The following is a 17,212-nucleotide window of genomic DNA, read 5'->3' on the forward strand; positions in this document are numbered from 1 at the left end:
CTATGCGAAGGAATCAGCGAATTACTTCGCGTCCTTTTCCTCAGCGGCAGGCTCTTCAGGCGCTTCCTCAGCGGCCACTGCTTCTTCAGAAACGGCCTCTTCGGTTGCAGCTTCTTCGGTGGCTTCGGTCTCAACAGCCTCGGCCTCGGGAGCTTCAGTAGCTTCCTCGGCAGCTTCTTCAGCAACGGGAGCAGAAGCAGCAGCTTCCTTCTTGTCGGCGTCGCGCTTCGCAGCAGAGGTAGCCTCGGCTACAACGGCCTGCTTCGCGGAAACCGGCTCAAGAACCAGTTCGATGACAGCCATGGGAGCGTTGTCGCCCTTCCGGTTGCCGATCTTGGTGATGCGGGTGTAGCCGCCGTCGCGGTTCTCCACTGCCGAGGCAATGTCGGTGAACAGCTCGTGGACGACGCCCTTGTTGCTGATCAGGCCGAGCACGCGACGGCGGGAAGCCAGGTCGCCGCGCTTGGCGAAAGTGACAAGACGCTCGGCGTACGGCTTGAGCCGCTTGGCCTTGGTCACCGTGGTGGTGATCCGCTTGTGCTCGAACAGTGCTGCTGCCAGGTTCGCGAGCATAAGACGCTCGTGAGCCGGGCCGCCTCCGAGGCGCGGACCCTTAGTGGGGGTAGGCATAATTGTTTCTCCTCATATGGAAGCCGGTGGTGGGCACACCATGGTGCCCGCCGGCCAAGATCTGTTTTAGAGTTCGTCGTCGCCGAAGGCGGCGTCGTCCTCTTCAATTGCTGCGGCGCGTGCTGCGAGGTCAAAACCGGGAGGCGAGTCCTTGAGGGACAGGCCCAGTTCAACCAGCTTTGCCTTGACCTCGTCAATGGACTTCGCACCGAAGTTACGGATGTCCATCAGGTCAGCCTCGGAGCGGGCTACGAGTTCACCCACGGTGTGGATGCCCTCACGCTTGAGGCAGTTGTAGGAACGGACGGTGAGGTCCAGATCCTCGATCGGCAGGGCCATGTCTGCTGCCAGGGCAGCATCCGTCGGCGACGGGCCAATCTCGATACCTTCAGCTGCGGTGTTCAGCTCGCGGGCCAGACCGAAGAGTTCCACCAGGGTGGTACCTGCGGAAGCAACAGCATCGCGCGGGGCGATGGCCTGCTTGGTCTCGACGTCGACAATCAGCTTGTCGAAGTCGGTGCGCTGCTCAACACGGGTTGCTTCCACGCGGAAAGTAACCTTCAGCACCGGCGAGTAGATCGAGTCGACCGGGATGCGGCCGATCTCGGAATCGCCGGACTTGTTCTGAGCTGCCGAAACGTAGCCGCGGCCGCGCTCGATGGTCAGTTCGAGTTCGAACTTGCCCTTCGAGTTCAGCGTGGCAATGTGCAGATCCGGGTTGTGGAATTCGACGCCGGCCGGCGGAGCGATGTCCGCGGCCGTGACGACTCCCGGGCCCTGCTTGCGCAGGTAGGCAACAACCGGCTCGTCGTGCTCGGAGGAGACCGACAGGCTCTTGATGTTCAGGATGATCTCAGTGACATCTTCCTTGACACCCGGAACCGTGGTGAACTCGTGCAGCACGCCATCGATCCGGATGCTGGTTACAGCGGCACCGGGGATGGAGGAGAGCAGGGTACGGCGGAGGGAGTTTCCGAGGGTGTAGCCGAAGCCCGGTTCAAGCGGCTCAATGATGAAACGCGAACGGTTTTCGGAGACTACCTCTTCGGAGAGGGTGGGGCGCTGTGCAATGAGCACTTAGGTTTTCCTTTCGGCGAGCATCCGCTATATGACGCAACACAGGTGGTGGAAATTCGGTCTGAAGACTTAACGCGGCTGGGCTTGCCCGGACCATCAACGGTCCGGGCAAGCTCCTGCTGCGGGAAAGGCCTTAGACGCGGCGGCGCTTCGGCGGACGGCAGCCGTTGTGCGCTGCGGGGGTGACGTCCTGGATGGAGCCAACCTCCAGGCCAGCGGCCTGCAGCGAGCGGATTGCGGTTTCGCGTCCGGATCCCGGTCCCTTGACGAAAACGTCAACCTTGCGCATGCCGTGCTCCTGCGCACGCTTGGCAGCGGCTTCGGCAGCCATCTGGGCAGCGAACGGGGTGGACTTGCGTGAGCCCTTGAAGCCAACCTCACCTGAGGAAGCCCAAGAGATAACAGCGCCGTTCGGGTCCGTGATGGACACGATGGTGTTGTTAAAAGTGCTCTTGATGTGCGCCTGGCCAAGCGCGATATTCTTCTTGTCCTTCTTACGCGGCTTGCGAACCGCGCCACGAGTCTTCGGGGGCATTTTTTCTCCTACAGAAAGTTATCGGGGGAAGCTCCGTTAATCCCGGCGGGGATTTTAACGGGCCTTCTTCTTGCCGGCGACGGTACGCTTCGGACCCTTGCGGGTACGTGCGTTGGTCTTCGTACGCTGTCCGCGTACGGGCAGGCCCTTGCGGTGGCGCAGGCCTTCGTAGCTGCCGATTTCAACCTTGCGGCGGATATCTGCTGCTACTTCGCGGCGAAGGTCACCCTCAACCTTGTAGTTGCCTTCAATGTAGTCACGCAGCTCAACCAGCTGGGTATCAGTCAGGTCCTTGACGCGAACGTCAGCGCTGATGCCAGTGGCAGCCAGGGTTTCGTGTGCACGGGTCTTGCCCACGCCGTAGATGTAAGTAAGCGCAATTTCCAGCCGCTTTTCGCGGGGAATGTCTACGCCAGCGAGACGAGCCATAGTGGCAGTACTCCTTGAATAAACCGGAGGTCGTAGGCAGTACACCCGCACGTTCTGTGCGGCCCCAGCCTCCGACCGGGGGTTAGCTGTCCGGACTCTTTCGAGCTCAATGTTCCAGATCAGCTTGTGCTGCCTTTATTTACTTGCGTGGGTTAGCAACCCAGGGTTTCCTTCAGGAAGGAAATTAGCCCTGGCGCTGCTTGTGGCGCGGGTTCTCGCAGATCACCATGACCCGGCCATTACGGCGGATCACTTTGCACTTTTCGCAGATCTGCTTGACGCTCGGCTTGACCTTCATGGCATTCCTTTGCGTGTGGCAGTTGGTCAACTGGAGCAACCTCAGCTCATGCCGCGGCTGCCCAGAATTTACTTGTAGCGGTAGACGATACGACCCCGAGTGAGGTCATATGGGCTCAGTTCCACCACTACCCGGTCCTCAGGGAGAATCCTGATGTAGTGCTGGCGCATCTTGCCTGAGATGTGTGCCAGAACGATGTGCTTGTTGGTGAGCTCAACGCGAAACATCGCGTTAGGCAGCGCCTCAGTCACAACGCCCTCGATCTCAATGACCCCGTCCTTCTTGGCCATACCCTCCGCTAACTGTTGTTGCCGCAGCCCATCGGATTGCACCGGAGAGGACCACGGACGTTTTTGTTGGATCGGTTATCCCCTCAGGCCCCAAACAGGGCACAGCAGGGCAGACAACCAACAGACAACACTACCCTTTATCCGGGTAAATGTTAAATCCAGCCATGTTAGCGCAATGTGCTCCCGTACGCATCATATTCACCGGCAGGAGTCCTCACCGCTGCCGCACTGGAGACCCCATCCAGGATGGCCAGGCGTACGACGTCGGCCGCCGTGCTTTGCAGGGTAATCAGACTTACCTGCCGGGCAACTTCCGTACCCCGGTCCAGCGGCAAGTCCCCGGTGGCAAGGCAGAAAACGGTATCTCCGTCCGCCAGGGTGTGGCTTGGGTCAAGGGCCCTTGCGATCCCGGCCTGGGCAGCCGAAGCCGTCCGTTTGCACTCGGTCTTGTCCAGGACGGCGTTGGTGGCGACAACAACGAGGGTTGTGTTGGGCCCCGGCGGTTCAGGCGCCGCAGTCGCGGCAACAGCTGCCGGGCGGGACCCAACCGGCAGGCCCAGTGCGTTCACCACAGCCAGGGCACCCAGGACAATGCCGTTCTCGAGGGTGACCGATGCCGTGCCTACTCCCCCTTTGTAGGTCCGGGCCATCAGCGCTCCGGTGCCGGCGCCAACATTGCCGCGTTCGACGTCGTGCCCGTCCTTTTCAGCGGCGGCGGCGGCAGTTGCCGCATAGCCCATTTCCGCCGTCGGACGCGCTAAGAACTCGCCGCCGCGGCCCAGGTCAAAGATGGCGGCCGCCGGAACGATCGGCACCACGCCGCCGGGGACCGGGAATCCCCGGCCGTGCTCTTCGCACCACCGCTGGACGCCGTGGGCCGTCACCAGTCCGTAGGCGCTGCCGCCCGTCAGGACCACGGCATCTACGGCAGAAGTCAGCGTGGTCGGGTCCAGTGCGTCCGTCTCGTGGGTTGCGGGGCCTCCCCCGCCCACGTCCACTGAGCCGGTGGTTCCCGGCGGCGGCAGGATCACAGTCACGCCACTCAACCAGCCGTCGTCGGACTTCTGATTGTGGCCCACACGGATCCCGGGCACGTCAGTAATGGCTCCCATGCCGTTCATTCTTCCCCCCGATCCCAAGTAACTCGCATTTAACGTCCCCAAACACGGTTGCCATGTCTCATGACCTTGTGGACGGTTCATGTCTCATGACCTCGTAGACAGTTGATGTCTCAGGACTTCGAAGACACTTCATGGTTGCGTGGCGTTTGGCTGCTGACGTCGGCGTGGGTAATGGGTTCGCTTTTTGCGGGCTCCTACAGGGTCTGCGGCGACGCCGGAGGGCTTGCCGTTGCCGACGTAGGGCGTGCCTTTGGGTGGCCTGACGTGGCTGATGATTTCGGTGCCTTGGGGTCCGAAGAACATGATGGTGGCGGCGTCGTAGATGACGTGGACGGTTTGTCCGATGTGTTCCTTGCCCATCATGAAATGGGTGCCCAGGACGGTAATGCAGCCGTCCTTCCGGACCGTTCGGCGAAGGCTGCGTCGCTCTGATTCCGGTGTTGGTTGATCTGGCGGAACCGGTGCCGGGGCTTTTGGAGTGGCGTGCCAGGCCTCGCTTGGGGTCATTCCCGGTGCCAGGCCCTGATGTTCGCGTTGGGTGTTGTAGTACAGATCGAAAGCGTCGACTTGGGCTTGCAGGAGAGTCATTGATGCGGCCGGCGGCTGACGGTGGAGGTATTTGTGCAGGGTCTGGTGGAAGCGTTCGTTCTTGCCCTGGGTGGTGGGTTTGTAGGGCTTACCGGTGATCGGCTCCACGCCTTTGGCTTTGAGGAATTCGACCAGCGCACCGGTGCGTCCGCGGCGGGTCGGGTTCAGCGCTGCGCCATTGTCGGAGAGGAACTTCTGCGGCACGCCATGTCTTTGGATGGCCAGCGTCACGACCGCGATCGCAGCGGCACTGGTTTCGCCCGGGGCCACGAGAGATGCCAGAGCAAGCCGGGAATGATCGTCTATGAGCTGGAAAACTGCCACTTTCGTCCGGTCGGCGAGGACCCACTCGGTCGAGTCGATCTGCCAGCACGCGTTCGGCTGCGGATAGACGAATCGCTTGTAGGCGCTGCGCGGCTTCTTCCGCGGCTCCGGCACCACTACCCCGGACCGGGCAAAGATCCTGGCCACGGTCGCCCGCGACGGGGGACGATAGCCCTGCCTGGACAGCGTAGACAGGACCGACAAAGGGCCGTGATCCAGACCTTGTTTCTCCAGATCAGTCCGAGTGGCAAGCAGGAGATCGATCATGCCAGGCTCGGTGGCAGTGGGCGAGGTCCCCGGAACCGTGGATTTCTTCACCAACGCTTGCACCGGCCCCACCGCACCGGCCGCCGCACGGACTCGATAGAACCACGCCCTCGAGACGTTGTGCTTCCGGCAGAACGCCGTCACGGCACCACGGGGAGCGTCTTCGGGCCATGTCGCCACAGCATGGCGAATCCTGATATCGGGTTGGGGTTTGCTCATGCGACACAAGCAAAACCCCAACCCGAGTGTCTACAACGTCCTGAGACAGAGTGTCTCCGAAGTCATGAGACATAAGCGTCTAATAAGTCATGAGACTCCACAGTCCCCAAACACGGTTTTCGCGACGTTATCTGCCAGCCAGTTGGGGGGAAACGGGACGGGGTTAGGGGACGGGAACGGGCACGACGCCGAGGGGCACCAGATGCTCGGCACCGCCGTCGGGGGCCGAGAGCACCCAGATGCCCTTTTCGTGGACCGCCACGGAGTGCTCCCACTGGCAGGAGCGCTTGCCGTCTGTGGTCACCACGGTCCAGTCGTCTTCCAGGACTGCAGTCTCGATGCCGCCACGGACCAGCATGGGTTCGATCGCAAGGCACAGCCCCGGCCGGATCTTGGGCCCGCGGTGGCTGGTGCGGTAGTTGAGCACGTCCGGCGCCATATGCATCTCGGAGCCGATGCCATGGCCGACGTAGTCCTCCAAAATGCCCAGCGGCTTCCCGGGAACAGAGGACACATAGTCGTCAATGGCCGCGCCGATATCCCCCACATGGCTTCCCGTTGCCAGTGCCGCTATGCCCCGCCACATGGCCGCCTGTGTCACGTCGGAGAGCCGCTGGTCTTCGGGATCGGCGGTGCCCACAATGACGGTCCGTGCCGAGTCTGAGTGCCAGCCGTCCACGATCGCGCCGCCGTCGATCGAGATGATGTCGCCATCATTGAGCGTGCGGCTTCCCGGGATGCCGTGCACCACCTCCTCATTGACGGAGGTGCAGATGGAGGCCGGGAAGCCGTGGTAGCCGAGGAAGTTGGATTTCGCCCCGGCCTCATTCAGGACGGCGGCGAAAACGTCGTCCAGGTGCTTGGTGGTGACGCCCGGCACGGCGGCGGCTACGGCGGCATCCAAGGCGCGGGTCAGGACAAGGCCTGCCTCATGCATGGTGCGCATCTGGGCGTTGGTCTTGTATTCGATGCGGGGCTGTCCGAATGCCATGTGTACCTCAGTGATTGGTCTCTTGGGCGGGATGCGATGATCCCAGGGCTCTGATCCATTCTCCCGCACCTGAGAAGCTGCTGGGGACAGGCTCCACCCCCAGCTCCTTGCGCAGCCGGCGGGTGCTGTACGTCCGTTCAAAGCCAAGCTGGGAGACGGCGTAGCGTGTGAGGGCGGGCGCCGTGCGCGTTACGCGGCCCAGCGCCTCAAGCGAAACCGCCAGCGCCATCGCCGCCCGCAGCGGGATAAAGCGGAGTTCGACGTCGGTGCGGCCAGTTTCGTCCAGGACTTCCCGCAGGACTCCGCCCAGTTCCACGGGCTGGTGGTCGGCCACGTTGACGGGCCCGGTTACGTCTGAGGCGCACGCGGCGAGCGCTGCTTCGGTCAGGTTCCCGATTGACGTCAGCTGGTGGCGCACGTCCGGGCCTCCAACGCATAGCAGCCTGCCGCGCTTTACATTGCGGATGAGGCGCGGCAGCAGGGTCCTGTCACCAGGCCCGTACACTCCGTGCGGCCGGAGGATCACTGCATTGGGGTGCTTTGACGCGGCTGCCTCCGCCAGGGCCTTGGAGCGGGAGTAGGCATTCAGGTAGCGCCCGGACGGGGCTTCCTCCTGCCGGTCCACACACGGCTGCCACCAGGGATTGACGCTCGAGCTGGAGATGTGGACCAGCCTGGCGCGGGGGAAGGTGGCCGCGACGGCTTCGGTGCCGAGGACGTTGACACGGTGGAACAATTGCGGCGGCCCCCAGTCGCCAACCTGGGCACCGGCATGCACCACCGCGTCCACCTCCGGCGGGCTCGAAAGCTTCCCCTCGGCCAGATCCCACACGGTAATTCCTGGGAGCTGCCGCCTGCCATAGCGGTAAACCTCCCAGCCGCGGTGTTCGGCGGCCGCCGCCACCGCGGCACCGACAAACCCCGTGGCACCGGTGACAGCGATCCTCATCCGTGGCCGCCCCTGCCGTCGGAAAATACCGAGCCGGCGGAAACCACGGCCGGGTCCAAACGTGTGGAGCCGTCCGTAGTCACGGTCCGGTCCGAGAAAAGCGTCCGCAGGGCGATGCGGTCCGGCTTGCGGTGCCTGCCGGAAGTAGGCAGGTGGGGCATGATCTCTATGCTGTCCGGCAGGGCCGATTCGTCGATGAGCTTCGGCAGCTCCCTTTGGAGCGTGCGAAGCAGAGCTTCGTGTGCCTGGCCGGGCCGGGGCTCGACGGCCAGCCAGACGGCTTCGTCGCCGATGCCGTTGGGAACACCCACCATGACGGCCTGGGCGACCCCCGCAATCCCGGCGATGAGCGGCTCGTACAAGCCCGGATAGATGTTGGTTTTCCCGCGGATGATCATGTCCTTCTTCCGCCCCAGCAGGACCAGTCTGGCCGCTCCCGGCCCGCCACCCGCCCCGCCGGTTCCCCCCGGGCCGTGATCCAGTCGGCCGTGATCCAACCTGCCGTGATCCAACCGGACGAGGTCGCCGGTTGCATGTTCGTCCATTGCGTCGTCGCCGAGGTAGCCAAGGCACATGTTCGGCCCGGAGACCATCAGTTCGTGGTCCTCGGCCACCCGCACGGTCATACCCGGCAGCGGTTCCCCGAGGAAGTCCCCTTCCCCGGAGCCGTCGGCTGCCCGGTATTCGGCCGTGCGCCCGGAGGCGAAGTCCAGTTTCTCCTGTCCCGACGCGATCGCGATGGGAAGTACCTCGGTCATGCCGTAGATGCAATGAAAGCGGACTGCCGGCAGCAGCCGGGCGGCCCGCTCCAGGAAGGAGGCCAGGACGGGCGCGGCTCCCAGCATGACGGTTTGCAGCGTTTCCGGCCAGGCGATCCTGGCGGTTTCGACGGCGTCCAGGATGGGTGCCAGCTGCGAGGGCACCAGGAAAACGTGGGTCGCCGCTGCCCGCCCCGGGGAGGAGCCCAGCGCTGCGGCGAACTGGAGCGGGTCGATCGTGGCGGAGAGCCCGTAGGACGGCATGGTCCAATGGGCTCCCTCGATCAGCGCGGGCAGCCCCATCATGAACTGTTCCGAGTGGATGCGGTCGCCTGCAGCGAAGGTGCAGCGGGTGCTGAGTTGGGTGAAAGCCGCAGCAAGGGTGCCGCGGGTGTGCACCACGCCCTTGGGATGGCCCGTGGTGCCCGAGGTGAAGATAATGACCGCTTCCTGCCCTGGCGCAGCCTCCACCGGCGGCACCGCACCCTTTGCCCGTCCGGAAGAATCGGCCGCTCCCCAGTGGGAAGGCATACGGGTCAGCTGGCGGATGTTGGTAGACCTCAAGGGAACGCCTGGCAGCCAGGGGCCGGAATGGTAGTGGCGGACCTTCATGGCCGCATAGTCCGGCAGCAGCAGGCCGCGGCGCCGGGCAAGGGGCCGCAGGGGGCCCCTGGTACTGAGTGCGTAGAGCAGGGATTCAGCGGCCGCCCACTGTGGCGAGGCCAGCGCGGCCCTGTTGCGGAACAGTTCGGGGCCTACGCCGGGATCGATAAAAACGATGGAACCGCCGGCCCGTACAGCGGCCAGCGCCAGTGTGAAGGCCGAGGGACCGGGCCTGACCGAGAACAGCAGGCGCTCGCCCGGGCCGAATCCGTCGCGCCGCAGTCCGGCGGCGGTGGATTCGATTCCGGCGGCAAGGTCCCGGTAGCTGATGGTCCTGCCGGGCCGGCCGTTCCGATTTCCCGGCCCGGTGATGGCCGGGTGGTCCGGGTACCGCGATGCGGCGTCGTAAACGGCTGTGATGAGGTCCGGCTGGCTCTTAGTGTCCACGGGCCAGCTCCATTGACTTGTAGTGGGGTATGAGGACGTTCCGGCTGACAGCCCGTTGACGGATGTGCCATGGCTTCCGGGCGTATTCGTCCAGCAGCACGTTCAGGGCCCCGTTGATTTCGGCCATGGCCAGCGGCATTCCGATGCAGAAATGCGCCCCTGCCCCGAACCAGAGCTGGCGGGCCGGAGCAGGAACAGGCACCGCCGGGTCGAAGCCGCCCAAGCTCTTCACCGCATGGACAGTGGAGAGCAGGATGCGGTCACCAGGCCTGATCCTGACACCTCCAAGCTGTTTTTCCGCCGTCGCTTCCCGGAGCATCATCGGCGAGGGTGCGGTGAAGCGCAGTCCTTCATTGACGGCGTCCGGCAGGCCGGTCCGGTCGGCCGCCAGCACTGGCAGCCTGCCGTCGTCGAACAGCAGGGCGGCCAGCCGCGGAACATAGGACACCAACGTCTCAGTCCCGGCGATGACAAAGGCGCTGACAATCCCCACAGCCTCATCCTCACTCAGGCCAAGCTCACGCAGGCGGCCGGGGAAGGTGCTGGGGTCATCGCGGCGGTAAGCCTCCCGCACGGGCCCGGCAAGAATTTCGACGGCGGCCTTCGCCTTCACCACCTGGGGCGGGGTCAGTTGTGGCCGGCCCAGCCGGACGAGGCCGGTGATGGACGTACCAAGGCTGAAGAGTTCGGTATCCGGCAGGCGTCCGGGTGCTTGGTCAGGAACCCCGAGCAGGCGGCTGATCACTCCGCCGGACAGTTCCTTGACCAGACTCACGAACTCCACGCCCTGCCCGTTCTCAAGTCCGGCAGACAGGCGCCCGCGCATCCGCTCCACGGCAGGGGCAACAATGGACTCCACGGCCCGGGGCGTGAACAGTCCGTTGAGCCTGCGCCGCAGCTCAAGGTGCGCTTCGCCGTCCATGTTCAGCAGGGCGCGCGGGCCAACCACCGGGGTCCAGAGCGCGCCGGAGGCCCCGGCACCGGTTTTTGAGTAGCTGGCATCCATAAGTACTTCCCGGAGCAGCGAGGCGTCGCTCACCAGGACACCCAGGCCGGGCAGCCTGACCACGGGGCGGAGTTTCCCGAGTCCGCGGATGAGCGGGTAGGCGAAGGGGTGTGCTGCGGTGTGGAGGCGCCGTTCCCAGCCTGCCATGCGGCCGGTCCTCAGGCCCGAAATTTCCCGGGAGATCACCGGATGTCCACGTGTTCTGGCCGGTAGCGGTGGTCCGCGTACCAGGCAAGGGTGTTGGGCAGGCCCCAGGCCTTCACCCGGCGTGAGGAACCGTACACCACCACGTTCCGCCGGAGCGCATACGCCCGCGTCAGCCTGCGTACGCGGTTGGACAGCGCCCGGTCCTCGTGGAGCTCCTCGATGCTGGTGCGGGGAAACCCTCCCGAGCGGAGGTAGAGATCCGCCGTGATGGCCATATTGCAGCCGGGCAGCATCTGGTACGGACCCAGATAGCCTTCCCCTTTGTTGCCTGGGCGGATCCGGCCAAAGAAGGATGCCACCTCCACTGCCCCCAGCATCAGCCACCGCTGCCGGCGGCCCAGGCCCTCGTCCAGGCGGGGGTTCAACTGCCCGGCGATCATCTCCAGGCCGTCGTCGAAGGCCTCCATGATCCGCAGCGTCCAGTCCGGCGCCGGGAGGCAATCCGCATCGGTTCGTGCCAGCCAGCGGGCGCCGTTCAATGCACCAAAGCGCATTCCGGTGTCCGCTGCGGCGCCGGTCCCCTTCTCCGGCTCAGTAATCAACCGGATGTCCATGCCAGGGTTCAGCGCGGCGAATTCCGCCACGATGGCCTGGCTGGCGTCTGTGGAACCGTTGTCCACGATTACCAAGGTGAAATCAGGCTGAAGCTGGGCAGCGAGTGCCTGCAACGTTTCCAGGATCAGCTTCTCTTCATTCAGCACCGGCATGGCAACGCACAGGGGCCGCACGGGAGGAACGCTGGCCGCTAAAGTCCCGGTCACAGCCTGACCACGGCGATCCCCAGGCTGACGCCGCCGGCCAGCCCCACCAGCGCCACCAGATCGCCCGGACCGCAACGGCCCAGGTCCTGAGCCAGCTTCAATTGAAGGGCCAGGCTGACGGAGGCCATGTTGCCGAACTCCTCCACGGTCTTGACGAGTTTCTCCTGTGGCACCCCGGCGCCACGGGCGAAGACGTCCCGGTACGGTGCGCTGACCTGGTGCACGCAGACGACGGCGAAATCGGACCAGGCCAGTTCAAGCCGGGCCAGTGTTTCATCCAGGATGCCGCGGCCAAGGTCCAGGAACGCGTCCTTGAGTTTCTCGCCGTCCATGGTGAAATAGGTCGCCTCGGGATCCCTTGGGGCAACGGATCCGCCAGTGCCCAGTGTCCCCACCGCCCAGTGGCTGCTTTTCGCCGTGAATCCCGTCCCCAGCACGCGCGGTCCTGATTCGTCGTGGGGGTCGGCAGGTTCCAGCAGCAGCGCACAGCCGGCGTCGCTCATGGTGTAGCCGGGAAACGCCGCGGCGAAAGTTTCCTGGTCCGGAACGGCCCATCGCACCGCTCGGGACGGCGATTCACCGCTGACCAGAAGCACCCGGCGGTACCGGCCGGTCCCGATCAGGGCGTCCGCTACCTCCAGCCCGTTCAGCAGGCTGTTACAGGCGTTCTTGACGTCCATAACGGGACACGTCACCCCTAGTTTCGCCGCCACCATATGCCCCGTGGCCGGCTCCACCATGTCCTGGCTCGCGGAGGCAAAAATAAGGAGGCCGACGTCGGCGGGCTCGAGACCGAGGTCAGCCAGCAGTTTTCCGGCGGCTACAGCCGCAAGGTCTGAGGCCTGCTCGGCCGCGGCCATCACGGACCTGGTCCGGATTCCGGTCAGCCGGCCGATGAGGCCCTTGGGAACACGGAAGCCGGGACTGGCCGCAGCAAGCTGTAGCTCCAGGTCGTTGGTGCTCAGGCGGCCTGGCGGCACGTAGACTTCGAGGCCGGCTATCCTCGCCGCGCCCGGAACAGGTTGGTGCATGCATATCTCCCCACAGACAATGCGGACGTTGATCCGGCGCCAGCCTTACGCTCTAACAACAGCCGCTTCCAGGACGCTGGCCCCAGGATGCTGCCGTCCAAGCGGCTGGCCTCCAGGAACAATGGCCTCCAGGAACAGAGAAAGGCGCGTTCCGTACTTGATAGTACGGGACGCGCCTTCCTTGGATCCCTAAGGCAGGGCCGGTGGCGTCAGCCCCGTCCGGGGTCCCGCCGCGGCCGCGAGCAGAAAGGGTATCAGGCTGCTTGTGCGGCCTTGATGGCCTGCATTACACGGTCCGTCACTTCGTCGATGGCGCCGATGCCGTCAACCTGGGTCAGGATGCCGCGCTCCGCATATTTGGCAACAACTGCCTCGGTCTGCTCGTGGTAGAGGTCAAGGCGGTGGCGGATGACGGCTTCATTGTCGTCGCTCCGGCCGGTTTCCTTGGCACGGCCCAGGAGGCGGGTCACCAATTCCTCATCGTCGGCGGTCAGCTGCAGGACGACGTCGAGCTTCTCTTCGCCGTTGGCGAGAATCTCGTCGAGGTAGTCCACCTGTGCCGTGGTGCGCGGGTAGCCGTCGAGCAGGAATCCGCTTTCGACGTCGGGCTCGCTGAGGCGGTCCCGGACCATCTTGTTGGTCACGCTGTCCGGAACGAAGTCTCCGTTGTCCATGTACTTCTTGGCTTCGATGCCAAGCGGGGTCTCACCCTTGACGTTGGCACGGAAGATGTCGCCGGTGGAGATCGCCACAACGCCGAGGCGCTCCGATATGCGTTCCGCCTGCGTCCCTTTTCCGGAGCCGGGTGGTCCAATAATTAACATTCTCGTCATCGCAAGAGCCCTTCGTAGTGACGTTGCTGTAGTTGCGCGTCTATCTGTTTGACGGTTTCAAGGCCAACGCCCACCATGATCAGGATGGAGGTACCACCGAACGGGAAGTTCTGGTTGGCGTTGATCAGTACAAGTGCCACCAGCGGAATCAGTGCCACGAAGCCCAGGTACAGGGCGCCGGGCAAGGTGATCCGGGAGAGCACGTACTGGAGGTAATCCGCCGTCGGCTTGCCCGCACGGATACCGGGAATGAAGCCGCCGTACTTCTTCATGTTGTCTGAGACCTCTTCAGGGTTGAAGGTGATCGCGACATAGAAGTAGGTGAAAAATACAATCATGGCGAAGTAGAGCGCCATGTAGATCGGGTGGTCGCCACGGGTCAGGTTGTTGTTGATCCACTCAACCCAAGGTTGCAGCTGCTCGCCCGGTTTGGGCTGGTTGAACTGTGAGATCAGACCAGGCAGGTAGAGCATGGACGAAGCAAAGATCACAGGGATCACGCCGGCCATGTTCACCTTGATGGGGATGTAGGTGCTGGTGCCGCCCACGGTGCGTCGCCCGATCATCCGCTTGGCGTACTGGACCGGGACCCGCCGCTGGGACTGCTCCACAAAGACCACCAGGCCAACAGTCACCAGGCCGATGGCCAGGACCATAAAGAAGGTGCCCGGGCCCTGGGAGGACCAGATGGCGCCAAGGGAGGTGGGGAATGTTGCTGCGATGGAAGTAAAGATGAGCAGCGACATGCCGTTGCCCACACCCTTTTCGGTGACCAGCTCGCCCATCCACATGATGAGGCCGGTGCCGGCCGTCAGGGTGATGATGAGGAGGATGGTGGTGATCACGCTGTCGTCAGGGATGATCGGGAGATTACAGCCGGGGAGCAGCTGGCCTGAGCGTGCCAGGGAAACAAGCGTTGTCGCGTTCAGGAGGCCCAGGGCAATGGTCAGGTACCGTGTGTACTGCGTCAGCTTTGACTGCCCGGAAGCACCTTCTTCATAGAGCTCCTGGAAACGGGGAATAACCACCCGGAGCAGCTGCACAATGATGCTGGCGGTGATGTACGGCATGATGCCCAGTGCGAAGATGGACACCTGGAGCAATGCACCGCCGCTGAACAGGTTGACGAGCTGATAGAGCCCCTCTGCGGTCTGACCGTTCGACAAGCATTGCTGGACATTCTGGTAGTTCACACCAGGCGAGGGGATGAAGGCACCCAAGCGGAAGATTGTGATGATTCCCAGCGTGAACAACAACTTGCGTCGCAGATCAGGCGTGCGAAAGGCCCGGCCAAATGCGCTAAGCAAGCGTCCTCCTGAGTGGTTTAAATGAAGTCATGGGAGCAGGGTGAATAAACCCAACAACCGAGTCTAACGGGTGGAGGCTGTTCACGGATAATCCGGAAAGCGTGGAAAACGAAAAACTCCCGGGATCCGAGGCCTTGCGGCCCCGAATCCCGGGAGTCCAACAACGGGCATTTGCCCCACCGGCTCTAGAGCGCGGTGGTGCTTCCGCCTGCTGCAGCAATCTTTTCAGCAGCGCTGGCCGAGAATGCGTGGGCGGTGACGTCAACCTTCACGGTGATGTCACCGGTGCCCAGCACCTTGACGGGCTGGTTCTTGCGAACGGCACCCTTTTCGACCAGGTTCTCCACGGTCACTGCGCCACCTTCCGGGAACAGCTCGTTGAGCTTGTCCAGGTTGACAACCTGGAACTCAACCCGGAACGGGTTCTTGAAGCCGCGCAGCTTCGGCAGGCGCATGTGCAGCGGCAGCTGGCCGCCGGCAAAGCCAGCCTTGATCTGGTAGCGGGCCTTCGTACCCTTGGTACCGCGACCAGCGGTCTTACCCTTGGAACCTTCACCACGACCAACACGGGTCTTGGCGGTCTTGGCACCCGGGGCGGGACGCAGGTGGTGGACCTTCAGAGCGTTCTGCTTCTCAGCAGTAGCGCTCTGTGCCTTCTCAGCAGTGTTTTTCTCTGCCATTTACTTCGCCTCCTCTACCTTTACCAGGTGCGGAACCGTGTTGAGCATTCCAACGGTCACGGCGTCGGCGGTGCGGACAACGGTGTGTCCGATCCGCTTCAGGCCGAGGGACCGAAGGGTGTCGCGCTGGTTCTGCTTGCCGCCAATGACGGACTTGATCTGAGTGATCTCCAACTGAGCGTCGGAGGGAATCAGGTTCTTAGCCATAGCTTAGACACCCACCTTCTGGTTCAGGAGGGCCTTGACCATAGCCGGGGTAGCAACTTCATCCAGCGGCAGGCCGCGGCGTGCTGCCACAGCTGCCGGCTCTTCGAGGCGCTTCAGCGCATCAACGGTGGCATGCACGATGTTGATGGCGTTGGAGGAACCGAGCGACTTGGAGAGGATGTCGTGGATGCCCACGCACTCCAGTACTGCACGGACCGGACCACCGGCGATAACACCGGTACCGGCGGAAGCCGGACGCAGCATTACGACGCCGGCAGCAGCCTCACCCTGAACGCGGTGCGGGATGGTGTTGCCAATGCGGGGAACGCGGAAGAAGGACTTCTTAGCCTCTTCAACGCCCTTCGCGATTGCGGCGGGAACTTCCTTAGCCTTGCCATAGCCCACGCCGACCATACCGTTGCCGTCACCAACGACGACCAGGGCGGTGAAGCTGAAGCGACGACCACCCTTGACCACCTTGGAAACGCGGTTAATGGTGACAACGCGCTCGATGAACTGGCTCTTCTCGGCTTCACGGCCGCCATCGCGGCCACCACGGCCACCACGGTCGCCGCGGCCCTGGCCACGGTCGCCACGCTCGCCACGACGAGCGCCACCACGGCGGTCATCGGCAGCAGCGGCGGCAGTGGTCTCAGTGGCCGGAGCAGCTACGGCTTCAGTAGCCTTCTGATCTGCAGACACAGTGTCCTTTTCCTTGTTTGCTTCCGTCACAGTGACAGCCCACCTTCACGTGCACCGTCAGCGACGGCGGCGATCCGGCCGTGGTACTTGTTACCACCGCGGTCGAAGACAACAGCTTCGACGCCGGCAGCCTTCGCACGCTCGGCAACGAGCTCGCCAACGCGCTTGGCCTTGGCAGTCTTGTCACCGTCGAATGCACGAAGGTCGGCTTCCAGTGTGGACGCGCTCGCTACGGTCAGGCCCTTGGTGTCATCGACAACCTGGACGAATACGTGGCGTGCGGAGCGGTTGACGACCAGACGAGGACGTACAGCCGTTCCGGAGATGCGCTTGCGGATACGAAGCTGGCGGCGGCTGCGTGAAGCAGACTTGCTCTTGTTCGTACGCTTCTTATTGATTGAGATGGCCATGGTTACTTACCAGCCTTTCCGACCTTGCGGCGGATGACTTCGCCTGCGTAACGGATGCCCTTGCCCTTATAGGGGTCCGGCTTCCGAAGCTTGCGAATGTTGGCAGCAACCTCGCCGACCTGCTGCTTGTTGATACCTGAAACAGAGAGCTTGGTCGGGGTCTCAACTGCAAAGGTGATGCCGTCCGGTGCCGAAACATTTACCGGGTGGCTGTAGCCGAGAGCGAACTCAAGGTCAGATCCCTTGGCCTGAACGCGGTAACCAGTACCAACGATTTCAAGCTTCTTCTCGTAGCCCTTGGTTACGCCCTCGATCATGTTGGAGATCAGGGTGCGGGTCAGGCCGTGGAGTGAACGGGAGGCGCGCTCGTCGTTCGGGCGGGCGACAGTCAGGGTCTCTGCTTCCAGGGAAACCTCGATCGGGCTGGCCACAGTGTGGTTCAGCTCGCCTTTGGCACCCTTGACGCTGACGACAGAGCCGTCAACCTTGACCTCAACGCCGGCAGGAACGGTGATGGGGAGACGTCCAATACGTGACATTAT

General features: G+C 63.5%; 21 protein-coding genes. All 21 read right to left on the reverse strand.

Annotation, left to right across the window (positions count from 1 at the left end):
• Positions 1–21: 21 nt before the first annotated feature.
• Positions 22–630 carry a 50S ribosomal protein L17 gene (rplQ, locus tag M1E17_RS16930; RefSeq protein WP_457963132.1) on the reverse strand — a complete coding sequence of 203 codons (609 nt, stop codon included), beginning with the start codon at positions 628–630 and terminating at the stop codon, positions 22–24.
• Between the two features lie 66 nt (positions 631–696).
• Positions 697–1,707 (reverse strand): DNA-directed RNA polymerase subunit alpha, encoded by a 1,011-nt coding sequence (locus tag M1E17_RS16935; protein ID WP_131131310.1) that lies wholly within the window; start codon positions 1,705–1,707, stop codon positions 697–699.
• A 133-nt stretch (positions 1,708–1,840) separates the two neighbouring features.
• On the reverse strand, positions 1,841–2,242 hold the full coding sequence (gene rpsK, locus M1E17_RS16940; RefSeq protein WP_018769149.1) for a 30S ribosomal protein S11: 402 nt from the start codon (positions 2,240–2,242) through the stop codon (positions 1,841–1,843).
• Positions 2,243–2,296: 54 nt separating this feature from the next.
• Entirely contained in the window at positions 2,297–2,671 is a 375-nt protein-coding gene (rpsM, locus tag M1E17_RS16945) for a 30S ribosomal protein S13 (protein ID WP_307073874.1), read from the reverse strand.
• 184 nt (positions 2,672–2,855) lie between these two features.
• On the reverse strand, positions 2,856–2,969 hold the full coding sequence (gene rpmJ, locus M1E17_RS16950) for a 50S ribosomal protein L36 (protein ID WP_009358722.1): 114 nt from the start codon (positions 2,967–2,969) through the stop codon (positions 2,856–2,858).
• A gap of 68 nt (positions 2,970–3,037) precedes the next feature.
• The gene (gene infA / locus M1E17_RS16955; RefSeq protein WP_009358723.1) at positions 3,038–3,259 is read right to left on the reverse strand and encodes a translation initiation factor IF-1; all 222 of its coding nucleotides are present in this window, start codon (positions 3,257–3,259) and stop codon (positions 3,038–3,040) included.
• Between the two features lie 167 nt (positions 3,260–3,426).
• On the reverse strand, positions 3,427–4,371 hold the full coding sequence (locus M1E17_RS16960) for a P1 family peptidase (protein WP_457963133.1): 945 nt from the start codon (positions 4,369–4,371) through the stop codon (positions 3,427–3,429).
• Between the two features lie 138 nt (positions 4,372–4,509).
• Entirely contained in the window at positions 4,510–5,778 is a 1,269-nt protein-coding gene (locus M1E17_RS16965) for a DDE-type integrase/transposase/recombinase (RefSeq protein ID WP_457963134.1), read from the reverse strand.
• A gap of 163 nt (positions 5,779–5,941) precedes the next feature.
• A complete protein-coding gene (gene map, locus M1E17_RS16970) occupies positions 5,942–6,769 on the reverse strand; it encodes a type I methionyl aminopeptidase (protein WP_457963135.1) in 828 nt (275 codons plus the stop codon).
• Positions 6,770–6,776: 7 nt separating this feature from the next.
• Positions 6,777–7,718 carry an NAD-dependent epimerase/dehydratase family protein gene (locus M1E17_RS16975; protein WP_457963136.1) on the reverse strand — a complete coding sequence of 314 codons (942 nt, stop codon included), beginning with the start codon at positions 7,716–7,718 and terminating at the stop codon, positions 6,777–6,779.
• Entirely contained in the window at positions 7,715–9,526 is a 1,812-nt protein-coding gene (locus M1E17_RS16980; RefSeq protein WP_457963137.1) for an AMP-binding protein, read from the reverse strand. Before M1E17_RS16980 ends, M1E17_RS16975 begins: the two co-directional genes overlap by 4 nt.
• Entirely contained in the window at positions 9,516–10,679 is a 1,164-nt protein-coding gene (locus tag M1E17_RS16985; RefSeq protein ID WP_457963138.1) for a cytochrome P450, read from the reverse strand. Before M1E17_RS16985 ends, M1E17_RS16980 begins: the two co-directional genes overlap by 11 nt.
• A 35-nt stretch (positions 10,680–10,714) precedes the next feature.
• On the reverse strand, positions 10,715–11,467 hold the full coding sequence (locus M1E17_RS16990) for a glycosyltransferase family A protein (RefSeq protein WP_457963139.1): 753 nt from the start codon (positions 11,465–11,467) through the stop codon (positions 10,715–10,717).
• Positions 11,468–11,496: 29 nt separating this feature from the next.
• On the reverse strand, positions 11,497–12,531 hold the full coding sequence (locus tag M1E17_RS16995; protein WP_457963140.1) for a 3-oxoacyl-ACP synthase III family protein: 1,035 nt from the start codon (positions 12,529–12,531) through the stop codon (positions 11,497–11,499).
• 254 nt (positions 12,532–12,785) lie between these two features.
• Entirely contained in the window at positions 12,786–13,355 is a 570-nt protein-coding gene (locus M1E17_RS17000; RefSeq protein WP_457967811.1) for an adenylate kinase, read from the reverse strand.
• Between the two features lie 5 nt (positions 13,356–13,360).
• Complete coding sequence (gene secY / locus M1E17_RS17005) at positions 13,361–14,671, reverse strand: preprotein translocase subunit SecY (RefSeq protein WP_457963141.1); 1,311 nt, start codon at positions 14,669–14,671, stop codon at positions 13,361–13,363.
• 185 nt (positions 14,672–14,856) lie between these two features.
• Positions 14,857–15,351 (reverse strand): 50S ribosomal protein L15, encoded by a 495-nt coding sequence (gene rplO / locus M1E17_RS17010; protein WP_190987315.1) that lies wholly within the window; start codon positions 15,349–15,351, stop codon positions 14,857–14,859.
• The gene (rpmD, locus tag M1E17_RS17015) at positions 15,352–15,558 is read right to left on the reverse strand and encodes a 50S ribosomal protein L30 (protein ID WP_267275868.1); all 207 of its coding nucleotides are present in this window, start codon (positions 15,556–15,558) and stop codon (positions 15,352–15,354) included.
• A gap of 3 nt (positions 15,559–15,561) precedes the next feature.
• On the reverse strand, positions 15,562–16,290 hold the full coding sequence (rpsE, locus tag M1E17_RS17020; RefSeq protein WP_457963142.1) for a 30S ribosomal protein S5: 729 nt from the start codon (positions 16,288–16,290) through the stop codon (positions 15,562–15,564).
• Positions 16,287–16,670 carry a 50S ribosomal protein L18 gene (gene rplR, locus M1E17_RS17025; protein WP_066293270.1) on the reverse strand — a complete coding sequence of 128 codons (384 nt, stop codon included), beginning with the start codon at positions 16,668–16,670 and terminating at the stop codon, positions 16,287–16,289. The genes rpsE and rplR overlap by 4 nt, the downstream gene beginning before the upstream one ends.
• Positions 16,671–16,672: 2 nt before the next feature.
• Positions 16,673–17,209 carry a 50S ribosomal protein L6 gene (gene rplF, locus M1E17_RS17030; RefSeq protein WP_267275870.1) on the reverse strand — a complete coding sequence of 179 codons (537 nt, stop codon included), beginning with the start codon at positions 17,207–17,209 and terminating at the stop codon, positions 16,673–16,675.
• Between the last annotated feature and the right edge of the window lie 3 nt (positions 17,210–17,212).

This window comes from Arthrobacter sp. D1-29 (assembly GCF_054130585.1).

What these genes read in the sequence shown, in the direction of transcription:
- rpsM (WP_307073874.1), bottom strand. Translation starts at nt 2,671, where the DNA reads ATGGCTCGTCTCGCTGGCGTAGACATTCCCCGCGAAAAGCGGCTGGAA.
- M1E17_RS16965 (WP_457963134.1), bottom strand. Translation starts at nt 5,778, where the DNA reads ATGAGCAAACCCCAACCCGATATCAGGATTCGCCATGCTGTGGCGACA.
- M1E17_RS16995 (WP_457963140.1), bottom strand. Translation starts at nt 12,531, where the DNA reads ATGCACCAACCTGTTCCGGGCGCGGCGAGGATAGCCGGCCTCGAAGTC.
- map (WP_457963135.1), bottom strand. Translation starts at nt 6,769, where the DNA reads ATGGCATTCGGACAGCCCCGCATCGAATACAAGACCAACGCCCAGATG.
- M1E17_RS17000 (WP_457967811.1), bottom strand. Translation starts at nt 13,355, where the DNA reads ATGTTAATTATTGGACCACCCGGCTCCGGAAAAGGGACGCAGGCGGAA.
- rplF (WP_267275870.1), bottom strand. Translation starts at nt 17,209, where the DNA reads ATGTCACGTATTGGACGTCTCCCCATCACCGTTCCTGCCGGCGTTGAG.
- infA (WP_009358723.1), bottom strand. Translation starts at nt 3,259, where the DNA reads ATGGCCAAGAAGGACGGGGTCATTGAGATCGAGGGCGTTGTGACTGAG.
- rplQ (WP_457963132.1), bottom strand. Translation starts at nt 630, where the DNA reads ATGCCTACCCCCACTAAGGGTCCGCGCCTCGGAGGCGGCCCGGCTCAC.
- M1E17_RS16975 (WP_457963136.1), bottom strand. Translation starts at nt 7,718, where the DNA reads ATGAGGATCGCTGTCACCGGTGCCACGGGGTTTGTCGGTGCCGCGGTG.
- rpmD (WP_267275868.1), bottom strand. Translation starts at nt 15,558, where the DNA reads ATGGCTAAGAACCTGATTCCCTCCGACGCTCAGTTGGAGATCACTCAG.
- rplR (WP_066293270.1), bottom strand. Translation starts at nt 16,670, where the DNA reads ATGGCCATCTCAATCAATAAGAAGCGTACGAACAAGAGCAAGTCTGCT.
- rpsK (WP_018769149.1), bottom strand. Translation starts at nt 2,242, where the DNA reads ATGCCCCCGAAGACTCGTGGCGCGGTTCGCAAGCCGCGTAAGAAGGAC.
- M1E17_RS16985 (WP_457963138.1), bottom strand. Translation starts at nt 10,679, where the DNA reads ATGGCAGGCTGGGAACGGCGCCTCCACACCGCAGCACACCCCTTCGCC.
- M1E17_RS16960 (WP_457963133.1), bottom strand. Translation starts at nt 4,371, where the DNA reads ATGGGAGCCATTACTGACGTGCCCGGGATCCGTGTGGGCCACAATCAG.
- rplO (WP_190987315.1), bottom strand. Translation starts at nt 15,351, where the DNA reads ATGGCAGAGAAAAACACTGCTGAGAAGGCACAGAGCGCTACTGCTGAG.
- rpmJ (WP_009358722.1), bottom strand. Translation starts at nt 2,969, where the DNA reads ATGAAGGTCAAGCCGAGCGTCAAGCAGATCTGCGAAAAGTGCAAAGTG.